This window comes from Bacillus paramycoides, from assembly GCF_038971285.1.
GTDB lineage: Bacteria > Bacillota > Bacilli > Bacillales > Bacillaceae_G > Bacillus_A.
In genome coordinates this window covers 4,159,158-4,174,083 of sequence record NZ_CP152427.1, presented here as the reverse complement: position 1 = coordinate 4,174,083, position 14,926 = coordinate 4,159,158, and the positions used below count along the sequence as shown (strand labels likewise).

Here is a 14,926-nt window from a genome sequence, read left to right as displayed (position 1 = left end):
ATGAATAGTAAACAATTAATTCAAGAAGCAATCGAAGCGCGTAAACAAGCGTACGTACCATATTCTAAATTTCAAGTAGGTGCAGCATTATTAACACAGGATGGAAAAGTATATCGTGGATGTAATGTTGAGAATGCATCATATGGTTTATGTAACTGTGCAGAAAGAACAGCTTTATTTAAGGCGGTTTCTGAAGGAGATAAAGAGTTTGTAGCTATCGCAATTGTGGCGGATACAAAGCGTCCAGTACCTCCTTGTGGAGCATGTCGACAAGTTATGGTAGAATTATGTAAACAGGATACAAAAGTATACCTATCAAATTTACATGGTGACGTTCAAGAGACAACAGTCGGAGAATTGTTACCAGGAGCATTTTTAGCGGAGGATTTACATGAATAGAAAAGGTTATAAATCAGGTTTTGTCTCTATTATTGGCAGACCGAATGTTGGGAAATCTACATTTTTAAATCGTATTATCGGCCAAAAGATTGCTATTATGAGTGATAAGCCACAAACAACTCGTAATAAAATTCAAGGCGTATATACAGAAAATGATTCACAAGTAATTTTCATTGATACACCAGGAATACATAAACCGAAACATAAACTAGGCGACTTTATGGTGAAGATGGCGCAAACGACATTAAAAGAAGTTGATATCGTTCTGTTTATGGTGAATGCGGTCGAAGGATTTGGTCGTGGTGAGGAATTCATCATTGAGAAGTTAAAAGAAACGAAACAACCAGTATTTTTAGTTATTAATAAAATTGACCAAGTTCACCCAGAACAATTATTAGAGTTAATCGATCAATATCGCAAATTACATGATTTTGCAGAGATTGTACCAATTTCTGCATTAGACGGTAATAACGTGGAAGCTCTAATTGGAACAATTAAAAAGTATTTACCAGAAGGACCACAATACTACCCAGATAATCAAGTAACGGATCATCCGGAGAGATTTATTATTGCAGAGCTTATTCGTGAGAAAGTACTACATTTAACACGTGAAGAAGTGCCGCATTCTGTGGCTGTTGTTATCGATGCAATTCAAAAACGCGAAGGCGGGGCAGTTTATATCAATGCAACGATTGTTGTGGAACGTCCGTCGCAAAAAGGGATTATTATCGGAAAACAAGGGAAGATGTTAAAAGAAGTCGGTAAGCGAGCGCGTTTTGATATTGAAGCATTACTTGGTTCTAAAGTATTTTTAGAAGTATGGGTAAAAGTGCAAAAAGATTGGCGTAATAAAATGTCTCAGCTTCGTGACCTTGGTTTCCGCGAAGACGAGTATTAAAATAGAGTAAAGCTGTAATCAGCGGATGTTTTGTTCATCCGCTGATTATTGGTTTTTATGAGTTTTGATAAATTAGGAAAAATTTTTCTCACATGAAAATGGACAAAATGGGTCAATTTAATAACAACAAAGGAAATTGGTTTATAGGCTACGCTTATTGAGAAAGGTGGATTCTTATGCTAGATTTTACCTGGAAGTTTTTCTCCAAAACAGGAAGCATTGAGACGTACTTGCTTTTGAAAGAAATGGAAAAAGACGTAAACGATGAGATGGATCAACATGACGAGGAGCTAGCGCATCTAGACTCTCCAATTTCTTGACCCGTTTTGTTCAAACCTTGGATGGTGACGAACATGTTTCAAAAAGTTGAGGGCATCGTTATCCGTACGACAGATTACGGAGAAACGAACAAGATTGTTACAATATTCTCAAGAGAATTGGGTAAGGTAAGTGCGATGGCAAGAGGAGCGAAAAAACCGAAAAGCCGGTTAGCATCTGTTTCGCAACTTATGACACATGGGCATTTTCTTATTCAAATGGGATCTGGACTTGGAACTTTGCAACAAGGCGAGATTATTTCAACTATGAAAGAAATTCGCGAGGATATATTTTTAACTGCTTATGCATCATTTATTGTTGAGTTAACTGATAAAGCAACGGAAGATAAAAAACATAATCCATATTTATTTGAAATGTTATATCAAACGTTGCATTATATGTGTGAGGGTGTTGATCCAGAAGTATTATCATTAATTTATCAAACGAAAATGCTTCCAGTATTAGGGATGCGCCCGTACTTTGATACATGTGCGATTTGTCATCAAGAAACAGATTTTGTCGCCTTCTCTGTCAGGGAAGGCGGTTTTCTGTGCTCGCGTCATGCTGAGCAAGACCAGTATCGTATACCAGTGGGGGAAGCCGTTCATAAATTATTACGTCTTTTCTACCACTTCGATTTACATAGACTTGGCAATGTATCAGTGAAGGATAGTACAAAAAAACAAATGCGTTTAGTATTGAATACATATTATGATGAATATTGCGGAATTTATTTGAAATCAAGACGTTTCTTAGAACAACTTGATAAGTTTCAAATATAATTTGGGACCGTATACGGTCCTTTTTACATCCTTTCTTTTTCGAATAGCATATTTAGTATATAATATTTAAGAGATAGTATAACTTTTTTCGTTGTGCATTAAAGGTGGTGATTATCATAGAGCTGAATAAACGACAAGAACATATCATTCAGATTGTAAAAGATCACGGTCCTATTACAGGGGAGTCAATTGCTGCGCAATTGGGATTAACACGTGCCACGCTAAGACCAGACTTAGCAATTTTAACGATGGCTGGTTATTTAGAAGCACGTCCACGCGTAGGTTATTTTTATACGGGTAAAACTGGAGGACAGCTATTATCTGAAGCTGTTAAGAAAATTAAAGTACAAGATTATCAATCTAGACCAGTTGTAATTGATAAAAATGTATCAGTATACGATGCGATTTGTACTATGTTTTTAGAGGATGTAGGTACATTATTCGTTGTAGATCAATCGACTCTATTAGTTGGCGTTGTATCTCGTAAAGATTTATTACGAGCTAGCTTAGGAAAGCAGGATTTAACCTCTCTTCCGGTTAATATTATCATGACAAGGATGCCAAACATTGCAATGTGTCGTAGAGAAGATTCTTTATATGATATTGCGATGGAATTAATAGAAAGACAGATTGATGCGATGCCAGTTGTAAAAGATACGAAACAAGGTTTAGAAGTGGTTGGGCGAATTACAAAAACAAATATTACACGTGCGTTTGTAAACTTAGTAAATAACGAATAAGTGTAATTTGTTTAAAGTGAGGTAATGTAATGGATAATAAAATCGTATATGTCGTATCTGACTCTGTAGGAGAAACGGCTGATTTGGTTGTTCGAGCAGCAATGGGTCAATTCCCATTTGCTCCTGATATTAGACGTGTACCATATGTAGAAGATACAGGGACGTTAAAAGAAGTGATTTCGATTGCTAAGAGCAATCAAGCGCTTATTTGTTTTACGTTAGTAAAACCTGACATGCGCCAGTATTTAGTGACAGAGGCTGCAAAAGAAGGTGTAGAGGCATATGATATTATCGGGCCTCTGATCGATCAAATTGAAGAAATTACAGGGCAAGTGCCGAGATATGAGCCAGGTGTTGTTCGTAGATTAGATGAAGAATACTTTAAAAAGATTGAAGCGATTGAGTTTGCGGTAAAATATGATGATGGTAGAGATGCACGTGGTATTTTGAAAGCAGATATCGTGCTGATTGGGATTTCGCGTACATCAAAAACGCCACTTTCTCAATATTTAGCTCATAACAAACGTTTGAAAGTTGCCAATGTACCACTCGTACCAGAAGTAGATCCGCCTGAAGAATTATATCAAGTGGCTAAAGAAAAATGCTTCGGTTTGAAAATTACACCAGAAAAGTTGAATCATATTCGAAAAGAGCGATTGAAATCACTTGGACTAAGTGACGGTGCAACATATGCCAATATTAATCGTATTAAAGAAGAAATTGATCACTTTGAGAATGTAGTTAGTAAAATAAATTGTCAAGTAATTGATGTATCGAACAAAGCGATTGAAGAAACAGCTAACATTATTGTGAATGCAGTGCAAAACCAAAAAATGTTTTAGCACATTTACCAAAGGTGAATGTGCTTTTTTCGCTCGTGAGAAAAGCAGTGCCTGCTGATTTCGTAATAGATGATAGCGGAGTGGTTATACTTATATTCTTCCCTCTTTTTATTATGTTACAGGCAGGGTTTCGTTATCCTAAAATAGAAGATGAAAAAATAAAGGGATATGTAGCGTAGTTGAAGAAAATATATTATAATAAAAAATTGTGATAAAAACCTATATTTTACGTTTAGACTTTAATTTTTCAGAATAAACTAGGGATAGGATTTACGAAAAGACATGTAATTACGTTAAATCGACAAAATCTATACAAGAAAACGCACATTATGGAAGGATTCGCAGAAGGGATGTAGAATACAGAAATATGCAAAACATCAATATGGTATTAGTTGATGCAAATGCACATACTGTGAATGCTGAAAATTGTGCAAGTTGGGACGAAATTTCATGTCGAAATTTTGTTTGTCACATCGTATGCTCATCGTTTAAGGAAGCGGCAAGGGAATTTGGATTTATGTAGATGCTGAAAAAGCGCAAGATGACATTTATAAATGTATCAACTTGTAAAAGGAACAGATCTCGTAATCACATAGGATAAGGCGCTTGCTAGTCTTCTTGTGAAAAAGTGCATATGTATTGTTTCAAAGAAGATGCATTTGTAACAGATGAGTAAATGGATACAATTTTATATAGTAGGTACGTATCTGCGAAGTTACGCAGAAAAGGTCTGCAAAATCGCTTGATAACGTGATCGACAATACTTTCTAATAAGTTTAGAAAAAATATTGTCGAATTATAAAGGAATTTTTTAATTTATATCGAATACAAAATACGACACGGAGATGGAGTTATGGGGAACAGAATTCCCGAAGAAGTTGTTGAACAGATTCGGACGTCATCCGATATTGTCGAAGTGATTGGTGAATACGTTCAACTTAGAAAACAGGGGCGTAACTATTTCGGCCTTTGTCCGTTTCATGGTGAGAATTCTCCTTCATTTTCTGTTTCATCTGATAAGCAAATTTTTCATTGCTTCGGATGTGGAGAAGGTGGAAATGTATTTTCCTTTCTAATGAAAATGGAAGGACTGGCTTTTACCGAGGCTGTTCAAAAGCTAGGTGAAAGAAATGGAATTGCGGTTGCAGAGTATACATCAGGGCAAGGACAACAAGAAGACATATCTGATGACACTGTCATCATGCAACAGGCTCATGAACTTTTGAAAAAGTATTATCACCATTTATTAGTAAATACAGAAGAAGGAAATGAAGCACTTTCGTATTTGTTAAAACGTGGTATTACAAAAGAGATGATTGAGAAGTTTGAAATTGGTTATGCATCACCTGCTTGGGATGCAGCGACGAAAATTTTACAAAAAAGAGGTTTATCGCTGTCTAGTATGGAACAAGCTGGTCTTCTCATAAGAAGCGAGAAAGATGGTAGTCATTATGATCGCTTCCGTGGAAGAGTTATGTTTCCGATCTATACGTTACAAGGTAAAGTGATAGCGTTTAGTGGAAGGGCATTAGGAGACGATACTCCGAAATATTTAAATAGCCCAGAAACACCGATTTTTCACAAAAGTAAATTGTTGTATAACTTCCACCAAGCAAGGCCGTTTATTAGAAAACGTGGACAAGTGGTTCTTTTTGAAGGATATGCTGACGTACTAGCTGCGGTGAAAAGTGGTGTGGAAGAAGCTGTTGCGACAATGGGGACAGCTTTAACTGAAGAACAAGCAAAACTTCTGCGACGTAACGTTGAAACTGTTGTTCTTTGCTATGATGGTGATAAAGCAGGGCGAGAAGCAACGATGAAAGCCGGGCAATTATTGTTGCAAGTTGGTTGCCAAGTGAAAGTTACATCCTTGCCAGATAAGCTTGATCCTGATGAATATGTGCAACAATATGGGACAACTGCTTTTGAAAATCTTGTGAAATCAAGTATAAGTTTTGTTGGTTTTAAAATAAATTATTTGCGTTTAGGGAAAAATTTGCAAGATGAGTCTGGCAAAGAAGAGTATGTGAAAAGTGTTTTAAAAGAGTTATCGTTGTTACAAGATGCGATGCAGGCAGAATCATATTTGAAGTCATTATCGCAAGAATTTTCGTATTCAATGGAAACACTTTTGAATCAATTGCACCAATATCGCAAAGAACAAAAGGTACAGCAAAAACAAGTAAAGCAGGTTTCTAAGCCGTCTCAAATTGTTCAAACAAAACCGAAGTTAACAGGTTTTGAAAGGGCAGAAAGAGAAATTATTTACCATATGTTGCAAAGTCCAGAAGTGGCCGTTCGTATGGAATCACACATAGAAGATTTTCATACAGAAGAACATAAAGGGATTTTATATGAACTATACGCATATTATGAAAAGGGAAATGAACCTTCAGTCGGAACATTTTTAAGTTGGCTCTCTGATGAAAAGTTGAAAAATATTATTACTGATATTTCGACGGATGAATTTATTAATCCAGAATACACAGAAGAAGTGTTACAAGGCCATTTGGAGACGCTTAGACGTCATCAAGAAAAACTTGAAAAGATGGAAATCATCTTCAAGATAAAACAAATGGAAAAAACAGATCCTGTAGAGGCTGCTAAATATTATGTAGCATATTTACAAAATCAAAAAGCGAGAAAATAGCTTTTTTGATAAATTTTTAGTATAATGAATGTTTGTATCTCGCGTAAGGAGGGGAACAGATGGCTGACAAACCAGCTCGTTCTAAACAAATTGAAACTGAAATGACCCTTGAGCAAGTGAAAGAACAACTCACTGAGCTCGGAAAAAAACGTGGCGTTCTTACATATGAAGAGATTGCAGAACGCATGAATGGATTTGAAATTGAATCCGATCAAATGGATGAATACTATGAATATTTAGGTGAACAAGGGATTGACTTAGTTGGCGACAATGACAACGATGAAGGCCCTAATAATCGCCAAATAGCAAAATCGGAAGAAGAATTCGACCTCAATGATTTAAGTGTACCACCAGGGGTTAAAATCAACGATCCTGTTCGTATGTATTTAAAAGAAATTGGTCGTGTAGATTTACTATCTGCAGAAGAAGAAATTCGACTTGCAACGCGTATTGAAGAAGGCGATGAAGAAGCGAAACGTCGTCTTGCAGAAGCAAACTTACGTCTTGTAGTAAGTATTGCAAAGCGCTACGTGGGCCGTGGTATGCTTTTCTTAGACTTAATCCAAGAAGGGAATATGGGTCTAATTAAAGCGGTTGAAAAGTTCGACTATCGTAAAGGTTTCAAATTTAGTACGTATGCAACTTGGTGGATTCGCCAAGCAATTACACGTGCGATTGCAGACCAAGCAAGAACAATTCGTATCCCAGTTCATATGGTTGAAACGATTAATAAGTTAATTCGTGTACAACGTCAATTATTACAAGATTTAGGACGCGAACCATCTCCTGAAGAGATTGGTGAAGAAATGGATCTTGCTCCAGAAAAAGTACGCGAAATTTTAAAAATTGCACAGGAGCCAGTTTCTCTTGAAACACCAATTGGTGAAGAAGATGACTCCCATTTAGGTGATTTCATTGAAGACCAAGAAGCAACATCGCCTGCGGACCATGCAGCGTATGAATTGCTAAAAGAACAGTTAGAAGATGTGTTAGATACACTAACAGATCGTGAAGAAAATGTTCTACGTCTTCGTTTTGGTTTAGATGATGGACGAACTCGTACGCTTGAAGAGGTTGGAAAAGTATTCGGCGTAACGAGAGAACGTATCCGTCAAATTGAAGCAAAAGCACTTCGTAAATTAAGACATCCAAGCCGTAGTAAGCGTCTTAAGGATTTCTTAGAATAGGCTACCTTTAAGTTTACTTCACCTTTGTGAAGTAAACTTTTTTATTTTGTTAATTTTTGTTAAACTTTAGCTATCAGCAACGATTACAATTTCTTGTAATTTATTTTACAGAATTGTCTTTTGATTTGCAAATGCTCATTTTTCGATTTTTCGATTAATTTTGTTTATTCTATACAAAAATATATGTAGAAAAGTGAAAAATATGATGAGAAACGTTAATAATTATCGAAATAATAAGCGATATAACAATAAAAAACAATAAACTGAATTTATGGAATATTTTTAACGATTAGTAGTTTACTCTTTTCTGATAGAGCGTTTTCAAGTACAATGGAAATGACTGAATCATCTAACTATTTAGGGGTATAGAGGGGGGAGAAGAGATATGAAACGTAATCCGCTGATTCCGTTCGCTCTTATTGCAGCATTAGGTATTATCGTTATGTTTGTATTTTCATTTCAGGGGCTAAATAAATCTAAAGAGTTAGCTGATGCAAAAAATGGCGGGAAGCCAGCACAAACAGCATCAAAGCCAGAGGATATTGTGAAGCAAAGCTGTACGAGCTGCCACGGTGATCAATTACAAGGGGCAGTAGGACCTAATTTACAAAAAATTGGTGGGAAACTTTCGAAAGAAGAAATTCAAGAAGTTATTTCGAAAGGAAAAGGAAATATGCCACCAAATATAGTTCCAGCTGATCAAGCCGCTAAAGTAGCTGATTGGTTATCGAAGAAAAAATAAAGTTCCGTATGACAAGCCTTTTGCTTAAGCGAAAGGCTTGTTTTTCTATATTTTCTAAAATACGATAAATGATAGAGAAGTGAATTGTTGTTATGGGCTTGCAACAACTACTATAAATTCATTATCATGGAGACAGACTGACAAGAGAAGGAGTAATGGAAATACATGAATGAAGTAAAGCTTTCAAAACGATTAGAAGAAGTTGTGCGTGAAATACCGGTAGGATCTACAGTTGCTGATATTGGATCAGATCATGCGTATTTACCGTGTTATACAATTATAAATAATATTGCTACAAAAGCAGTTGCAGGAGAGGTTGTAGAGGGGCCATTTCGCTCTGCACAAGCAACTGTAGCTGAAAGTGGCTTACAAGATAAAGTAGATGTGCGTAAAGGGAATGGATTAGCTGTTATCACGCCAGGAGAAGTAGATGTAATTACCGTTGCCGGAATGGGCGGAGCATTAATCCGTGACATTTTAGAAAGTGGTAAAGAAAAATTAGAAGGTGTAACGCGTTTAATTTTACAGCCGAATATTGCAGCGCATCACATTCGTGAATGGTTTATTGAGAATGGATGGGAGCTTATCCATGAAAAAATCGTAAAAGAAGATGGAAAAATTTACGAGATTTTAGTAGGAGAGCGAGGAAACATCGCGTCGCCTTATTCTGAAAATAAACAAGCTGAATTGTTTATGGGACCATTTTTAATAAAAGAAAAAAGTGAAGCTTTCGTTGAAAAATGGGAAGGAGAATTGAAAAACTTCCAAAATATTTTAAAGCAGTTAGAACGTGCGACTGATTCTGAAGAAACAAAAGCGAAGCGTGCGGAAGTAGAAGCGAAAATGAAAATGATAGGGGAGGTTTTATCATGAGTAAAATTCCAAATGGCCATGAAATTATTTCTTTATTTGAAAGTATGTATCCAAAGCATTTGGCGATGGAAGGAGATAAGATTGGCCTGCAGATTGGGGCGCTTAATAAACCCGTGCAGCACGTATTAATTGCGTTGGATGTAACGGAAGAAGTGGTAGAGGAAGCAATTCAATTAGGAGCGAATGTCATTATTGCACATCACCCTTTAATTTTTAATCCGTTAAAAGCGATTCATACAGGCAAGGCGTATGGAAAAATTATTGAAAAGTGTATTAAAAATGATATTGCAATCTATGCAGCGCATACAAATGTGGATGTTGCTAAGGGCGGGGTAAATGATTTACTTGCTGAGGCGCTAGGATTGCAAAATACAGAAGTTTTGGCACCAACATATGCAGAAGAAATGAAAAAGGTTGTTGTGTTTGTGCCAAAAACGCATGCAGAAGAAGTACGAAAAGCATTAGGAGACGCAGGTGCTGGTCATATAGGCAATTATAGCCACTGTACGTTTAGTAGCGAGGGTACAGGTACGTTTGTACCTCAAGAGGGGACAAATCCTTATATCGGGGAAACTGGACAGTTAGAGCGCGTAGAAGAAGTGCGAATCGAAACGATTATTCCAGCTTCACTACAACGAAAAGTGATTAAAGCAATGGTAACAGCACATCCATATGAAGAAGTAGCCTATGATGTGTATCCACTTGATAACAAAGGTGAAACGTTAGGGCTTGGAAAAATAGGGTATTTACAAGAAGAAATGACACTTGGACAGTTTGCGGAACATGTAAAGCAATCATTAGATGTAAAGGGTGCGCGAGTTGTTGGGAAATTAGATGATAAAGTGCGCAAAGTAGCTGTACTTGGTGGCGATGGTAACAAATACATCAATCAAGCTAAATTTAAAGGTGCGGATGTATATGTAACAGGTGACATGTATTATCATGTTGCCCATGATGCGATGATGCTCGGTTTAAATATAGTTGACCCAGGACATAACGTTGAAAAGGTAATGAAGCAAGGTGTACAAAAGCAATTACAAGAAAAAGCAGATGCAAAGAAACTGAATGTACATATTCATGCTTCGCAATTACATACAGATCCATTTACATTTGTATAAGAAAAATAAAAACCGTTGCTCATGAAGGCAACGGTTTTTATTATTGTTCTTTTTTCACTTTTACACGAGGTAATATTTTTTGTAACGGTACTTTTCGAACTCTTTCCCATGTAGCAGGATTCATTGGGTCATATTGCTCTAAGAAAGCGATAACCTCTTTTGTAATTGGAGTTGGAGTAGAAGCACCTGCTGTAACAGCTACGTTTTCTACACCTTGTAGCCATTCTAATTTGATTTCACTTACGTCTGCAACGCGGTATGCTTTCGTACCAGCGATTTCTTGTGATACTTGTGCTAAACGGTTTGAGTTGTTACTTTTCGGATCACCGACAACAATTGTTAAGTCTGCAACATCAGCTTGCTTAGCAACGGCTTCTTGGCGAACTTGAGTTGCTAAACAAATTTCCTTATGGAATTCTGCTGTTGGGAATTTTTTCTGAATGTCCTCCATTAAATGTTGAACATCCCATTGGCTCATCGTTGTTTGATTCGTAACTAAAATTTTATCCGTTGGAATTTCTAATGTTTTTAAATCATCAGCTCTTTCAATTAGATGAACGATATCAGGTGCAATACCAACTGCGCCTTCTGGTTCTGGATGATTTTTTTTGCCGATATAAATGACATGGTAACCTTCAGCTTTCTTTGCCTCAATAAGGTCATGTGTTTTTGTGACATCTGGGCAAGTGGCATCGATTGTTGTTAAACCTTTTTCTTTTGCACGTTGTTTAACTTCTGGAGAAACACCGTGTGCAGTGAATATAACAGTACCAGAATCGATTTTATCTAAAATGTCTAATCGACTTGGGCCGTCTAATGTGATGATACCATCTTCTTCGAATGCATCTGTTACATGTTTGTTGTGAACAATCATACCTAAAATATAAATAGGTCTTGGTAATGATGTATCTAATGCGGCGTTACGTGCAATAACCATCGCGTCCACAACACCGTAGCAATAACCACGAGGGGAAATTTTAACAATTTTCATATGAGTAATCCTCTCCTTCTAAACAAGGGATACTTTTGTGCATAGTCTTTTACATTATAAAGGAGGAGTGAATAGAAAACAAAGGATTGTTACACATATAGTTTTGGTTTTGTTGCTATTTTTTGAACGGGCCCCTCTTGCACCTCTTTTTCTATGACCGGCTCAATCATTATTTTTTTTCTTTTTCTTTTTCTTTTTTTCGGAGAAGGGGGTGGAGTTGCTACCTCAACCTTCTCTGTTACGTCTTCAGTTTGATCTTCGGTTTGATCTTCTTCCGTACTTTTTCCAGAGGTGAGGATTTTAACAATGCTTGGTAGGTTACGCATAATGGGACCGTATTGTTCGACGACAGGGCTTACAGATTGAACGACTTGGGATACTTTTTCGATATTGTTTATCATATTAGTTGGATTCGAAATTAAATTTGAAATAAAGCTACCGATGCCGCTGCTTGATGCGGGTGTAGTTTCTGCACCACCTCGCGTTTCATTTGATTCATACATTTGAGGGGGGAACATTCGCTCTGGATGCTGCTGCATATAAGGTTGATATTGTGGTGAGTATTGTGGTGAGTATTGCTGTGAGTATTGTTGTTGGTATTGTGGTTGATATTGCTGTCGATATTGGGGCGGCGGTTGCTGGTGCATCATTGGCGGTCCTTCCATTTGTCGATAAGGCGGAACCATTTGCATGTAAGGTTCGGTTGGATCGTGTTTTTTAAAGAGTTTAGCAAGGAATCCTTTCTTTTTTTGTGCCATCGGTGGTAGTTGTGGAATTGGATATGGTGTATAAGGTTGCTGCCCTTGATTCGGATACATTTGCCTTGTAGGGGATTTTGGAAACATGTGACAAATCCTCCTTTCTTCAATTAGGTATATACACATACACTATGCAATAAGAGGCAAGAAGGTTAGTTTTTGAAGTGAAAACCTAAACTAAAGATGGATTTTACTTGTAGATTTCGATATAATGTAGACTTGACTGATTTGTGCGCGCAGTAGAAATTTAGAAAGAAGGTGTAACTTATGACACAACAAACTTTTACACAGTATGATTTTAAACCATTTTTAATAGATGCAGTTCGTGAACTACGCTTTACAGAGCCGACAGGAATTCAACAGAAAATTTTCCCGGTCGTGAAAAAAGGTGTAAGTGTAATTGGACAATCCCAAACAGGTTCTGGGAAAACACATGCATACTTACTTCCTACATTGAACAGAATTAATGCAAGTCGTGAAGAAGTACAACTTGTTATTACAGCGCCTACTCGTGAGTTAGCACAACAAATTTACGAAGAAATCGTGAAATTAACAAAGTTCTGTGCGGAAGATCAAATGATCACAGCACGTTGTTTAATTGGTGGAACTGATAAACAACGATCAATTGAAAAGTTGAAAAAACAACCTCATATTGTAGTTGGAACACCAGGACGTATTAAAGATTTAGTGGAAGAGCAAGCACTATTTGTTCATAAAGCAAATACTATTATTGTCGATGAAGCAGACTTAATGCTTGATATGGGATTCATTCATGATGTAGACAAAATTGCAGCACGCATGCCTAAAAACTTGCAAATGTTAGTTTTCTCTGCAACAATTCCTCAAAAACTAAAGCCGTTTCTGAAGAAATATATGGAGAATCCAGAGCATATTCATATCAATCCAAAACAAGTTGCGGCTGGAAATATTGAGCATTATTTAGTGCCTTCTAAACACCGTAACAAAATCGATTTAGTGAACAAAATGTTGCTACAATTTAAACCGTATTTAGCAGTTGTTTTCACGAATACGAAGAAGATGGCGGATCAGGTTGCTGACGGATTAATGGAACGTGGCTTAAAAGTTGGACGAATTCATGGAGATTTATCACCGCGTGACCGTAAAAAAATGATGAAACAAATTCGTGACCTTGAATTCCAATATATTGTTGCAACTGATTTAGCAGCACGTGGTATTGATATTGAAGGGATTAGTCATGTTATTAACTACGAACTTCCATCAGATTTAGATTTCTTCGTTCACCGCGTTGGAAGAACAGCACGTGCAGGGCATTCAGGTATTGCAGTGACGATTTATGATCCAGCAAACGAAGAAGCGTTAGATAGTTTAGAAAAACAACGTCATATTGAGTTCAAGCATGTAGATTTACGCGGAGATGAGTGGGCGGATTTAGGTGAACGCCGTCGTCGTAAGAGTCGTAAAAAACCAAATGATGAAATGGATGTTATGGCAACAAAAGTTGTTAAAAAGCCGAAAAAGGTAAAACCAAACTATAAACGAAAACTTGCAACAGAACGTGACAAAGTGAAAAGAAAATATAGCAATAAAAAAAGATAAGGGATTTCCCTTATCTTTTTTTATCCCGCTATTTATGGAGATAATAATCAGTGGAGAATGGAAAAAAACAATTCACTACATATTTCTACAAATTATGCTATCATTATATCTATTGTATATTGAAGAGGTGATTGTATGTTAAAGATTGGATCTCATGTTTCCATGAGTGGTAAGAAAATGTTATTAGCAGCAAGTGAAGAGGCTGTTTCATACGGTGCAACAACGTTTATGATTTATACAGGTGCACCGCAAAATACAAGAAGAAAACCAATTGAAGAATTGAACATAGAAGCAGGAAGAAAACATATGGAACTAAACGGTATTGAGGAAATTATTGTACATGCGCCATATATTATTAATGTCGGAAATACGACGAAACCAGAAACATTCCAATTAGGTGTAGACTTCCTTCGCATGGAAATCGAAAGGACATCGGCATTAGGTGTAGCGAAACAAATCGTTCTTCACCCAGGTGCGCACGTTGGTGCAGGAGCGGATGCTGGTATTCAACAAATTATTAAAGGGCTGAATGAAGTATTAACGCCAGACCAGACGGTTAACATCGCGTTAGAAACGATGGCAGGTAAAGGGACAGAATGCGGCCGTAGCTTTGAAGAAATTGCAAAAATAATTGACGGTGTAACATATAATGAAAAACTATCCGTATGCTTTGACACGTGTCATACGCACGATGCAGGATACGATATCGTAAATGACTTTGACGGTGTATTAAATGAGTTTGATAAGACTGTTGGTATTGATCGCTTACAAGTACTTCATATTAATGATAGTAAAAATGTACGCGGCGCAGGAAAGGACCGTCATGAAAATATCGGTTTCGGTCATATCGGTTATAAAGCGTTGCATTATATTGTGCATCATCCGCAATTAATGCACGTACCAAAAATTCTGGAAACGCCATATGTAGGTGAAGATAAAAAGGACAAGAAGCCGCCATATAAATTAGAAATCGAAATGCTGAAAAATGGTACTTTTGATGAAGGACTTCTTGAGAAAATTAAAGCGCAATAAGCAATAAGGAGGGGGAAT

17 protein-coding genes are annotated in these 14,926 nt (G+C 36.9%); 15 read left to right on the top strand and 2 right to left on the bottom strand.

Annotated elements, in window-relative coordinates:
- The 13 genes from AAG068_RS21600 (at position 1) to AAG068_RS21540 (ending at position 10,549) form a co-directional block, all read left to right on the top strand.
- Positions 1-399: a cytidine deaminase gene (locus AAG068_RS21600; protein ID WP_001086294.1), complete on the top strand. Its 399-nt coding sequence runs from the start codon at positions 1-3 to the stop codon at positions 397-399.
- The gene (era, locus tag AAG068_RS21595; protein WP_001080241.1) at positions 392-1,297 is read left to right on the top strand and encodes a GTPase Era; all 906 of its coding nucleotides are present in this window, start codon (positions 392-394) and stop codon (positions 1,295-1,297) included. Before AAG068_RS21600 ends, era begins: the two co-directional genes overlap by 8 nt.
- Before the next feature lie 176 nt (positions 1,298-1,473).
- Positions 1,474-1,617, top strand: a complete 144-nt coding sequence (locus AAG068_RS21590) for a YqzL family protein (protein WP_000883923.1) — start codon at positions 1,474-1,476, stop codon at positions 1,615-1,617.
- Positions 1,618-1,650: 33 nt separating this feature from the next.
- On the top strand, positions 1,651-2,397 hold the full coding sequence (gene recO, locus AAG068_RS21585; RefSeq protein WP_000487010.1) for a DNA repair protein RecO: 747 nt from the start codon (positions 1,651-1,653) through the stop codon (positions 2,395-2,397).
- 107 nt (positions 2,398-2,504) lie between these two features.
- Entirely contained in the window at positions 2,505-3,137 is a 633-nt protein-coding gene (locus AAG068_RS21580) for a helix-turn-helix transcriptional regulator (RefSeq protein ID WP_000583759.1), read from the top strand.
- Positions 3,138-3,166: 29 nt separating this feature from the next.
- The gene (locus AAG068_RS21575) at positions 3,167-3,979 is read left to right on the top strand and encodes a pyruvate, water dikinase regulatory protein (RefSeq protein ID WP_000368943.1); all 813 of its coding nucleotides are present in this window, start codon (positions 3,167-3,169) and stop codon (positions 3,977-3,979) included.
- A 35-nt stretch (positions 3,980-4,014) separates the two neighbouring features.
- Positions 4,015-4,158, top strand: coding sequence for a hypothetical protein (locus tag AAG068_RS21570; RefSeq protein WP_342719829.1), 144 nt, complete (start codon positions 4,015-4,017; stop codon positions 4,156-4,158).
- 188 nt (positions 4,159-4,346) lie between these two features.
- Entirely contained in the window at positions 4,347-4,502 is a 156-nt protein-coding gene (locus tag AAG068_RS21565; protein ID WP_342715761.1) for a hypothetical protein, read from the top strand.
- Between the two features lie 330 nt (positions 4,503-4,832).
- Entirely contained in the window at positions 4,833-6,629 is a 1,797-nt protein-coding gene (gene dnaG / locus AAG068_RS21560; protein ID WP_000528216.1) for a DNA primase, read from the top strand.
- A gap of 59 nt (positions 6,630-6,688) precedes the next feature.
- The gene (gene rpoD / locus AAG068_RS21555; RefSeq protein ID WP_000764060.1) at positions 6,689-7,816 is read left to right on the top strand and encodes an RNA polymerase sigma factor RpoD; all 1,128 of its coding nucleotides are present in this window, start codon (positions 6,689-6,691) and stop codon (positions 7,814-7,816) included.
- 385 nt (positions 7,817-8,201) lie between these two features.
- Positions 8,202-8,558 carry a cytochrome c550 gene (gene cccA, locus AAG068_RS21550; RefSeq protein WP_000828147.1) on the top strand — a complete coding sequence of 119 codons (357 nt, stop codon included), beginning with the start codon at positions 8,202-8,204 and terminating at the stop codon, positions 8,556-8,558.
- A gap of 165 nt (positions 8,559-8,723) precedes the next feature.
- Complete coding sequence (locus AAG068_RS21545; protein WP_098667275.1) at positions 8,724-9,431, top strand: tRNA (adenine(22)-N(1))-methyltransferase; 708 nt, start codon at positions 8,724-8,726, stop codon at positions 9,429-9,431.
- Complete coding sequence (locus AAG068_RS21540) at positions 9,428-10,549, top strand: Nif3-like dinuclear metal center hexameric protein (protein WP_342715760.1); 1,122 nt, start codon at positions 9,428-9,430, stop codon at positions 10,547-10,549. Before AAG068_RS21545 ends, AAG068_RS21540 begins: the two co-directional genes overlap by 4 nt.
- A 40-nt stretch (positions 10,550-10,589) precedes the next feature.
- Here AAG068_RS21540 and AAG068_RS21535 read toward each other — a convergent pair whose 3' ends face one another.
- Together AAG068_RS21535 and vrrA are read right to left on the bottom strand one after the other, a co-directional pair.
- On the bottom strand, positions 10,590-11,540 hold the full coding sequence (locus tag AAG068_RS21535) for a 4-hydroxy-3-methylbut-2-enyl diphosphate reductase (RefSeq protein WP_000706669.1): 951 nt from the start codon (positions 11,538-11,540) through the stop codon (positions 10,590-10,592).
- 89 nt (positions 11,541-11,629) lie between these two features.
- Entirely contained in the window at positions 11,630-12,385 is a 756-nt protein-coding gene (gene vrrA / locus AAG068_RS21530; RefSeq protein WP_342715759.1) for a VrrA/YqfQ family protein, read from the bottom strand.
- 180 nt (positions 12,386-12,565) lie between these two features.
- On the opposite strand from vrrA, the gene AAG068_RS21525 reads away from it, so the two are divergent.
- Positions 12,566-13,876, top strand: a complete 1,311-nt coding sequence (locus tag AAG068_RS21525; RefSeq protein WP_098667278.1) for a DEAD/DEAH box helicase — start codon at positions 12,566-12,568, stop codon at positions 13,874-13,876.
- A gap of 135 nt (positions 13,877-14,011) precedes the next feature.
- Positions 14,012-14,908, top strand: coding sequence for a deoxyribonuclease IV (locus tag AAG068_RS21520; RefSeq protein WP_098667279.1), 897 nt, complete (start codon positions 14,012-14,014; stop codon positions 14,906-14,908).
- Positions 14,909-14,926 lie beyond the last annotated feature (18 nt).

Bases quoted from the DNA above. Each gene is read 5' to 3' on its own strand.
- AAG068_RS21600 (WP_001086294.1), top strand. From the start codon at position 1: ATGAATAGTAAACAATTAATTCAAGAAGCAATCGAAGCGCGTAAACAA.
- era (WP_001080241.1), top strand. From the start codon at position 392: ATGAATAGAAAAGGTTATAAATCAGGTTTTGTCTCTATTATTGGCAGA.
- AAG068_RS21590 (WP_000883923.1), top strand. From the start codon at position 1,474: ATGCTAGATTTTACCTGGAAGTTTTTCTCCAAAACAGGAAGCATTGAG.
- recO (WP_000487010.1), top strand. From the start codon at position 1,651: ATGTTTCAAAAAGTTGAGGGCATCGTTATCCGTACGACAGATTACGGA.
- AAG068_RS21575 (WP_000368943.1), top strand. From the start codon at position 3,167: ATGGATAATAAAATCGTATATGTCGTATCTGACTCTGTAGGAGAAACG.
- AAG068_RS21565 (WP_342715761.1), top strand. From the start codon at position 4,347: ATGCAAAACATCAATATGGTATTAGTTGATGCAAATGCACATACTGTG.
- dnaG (WP_000528216.1), top strand. From the start codon at position 4,833: ATGGGGAACAGAATTCCCGAAGAAGTTGTTGAACAGATTCGGACGTCA.
- rpoD (WP_000764060.1), top strand. From the start codon at position 6,689: ATGGCTGACAAACCAGCTCGTTCTAAACAAATTGAAACTGAAATGACC.
- cccA (WP_000828147.1), top strand. From the start codon at position 8,202: ATGAAACGTAATCCGCTGATTCCGTTCGCTCTTATTGCAGCATTAGGT.
- AAG068_RS21545 (WP_098667275.1), top strand. From the start codon at position 8,724: ATGAATGAAGTAAAGCTTTCAAAACGATTAGAAGAAGTTGTGCGTGAA.
- AAG068_RS21540 (WP_342715760.1), top strand. From the start codon at position 9,428: ATGAGTAAAATTCCAAATGGCCATGAAATTATTTCTTTATTTGAAAGT.
- AAG068_RS21535 (WP_000706669.1), bottom strand. From the start codon at position 11,540: ATGAAAATTGTTAAAATTTCCCCTCGTGGTTATTGCTACGGTGTTGTG.
- vrrA (WP_342715759.1), bottom strand. From the start codon at position 12,385: ATGTTTCCAAAATCCCCTACAAGGCAAATGTATCCGAATCAAGGGCAG.
- AAG068_RS21525 (WP_098667278.1), top strand. From the start codon at position 12,566: ATGACACAACAAACTTTTACACAGTATGATTTTAAACCATTTTTAATA.
- AAG068_RS21520 (WP_098667279.1), top strand. From the start codon at position 14,012: ATGTTAAAGATTGGATCTCATGTTTCCATGAGTGGTAAGAAAATGTTA.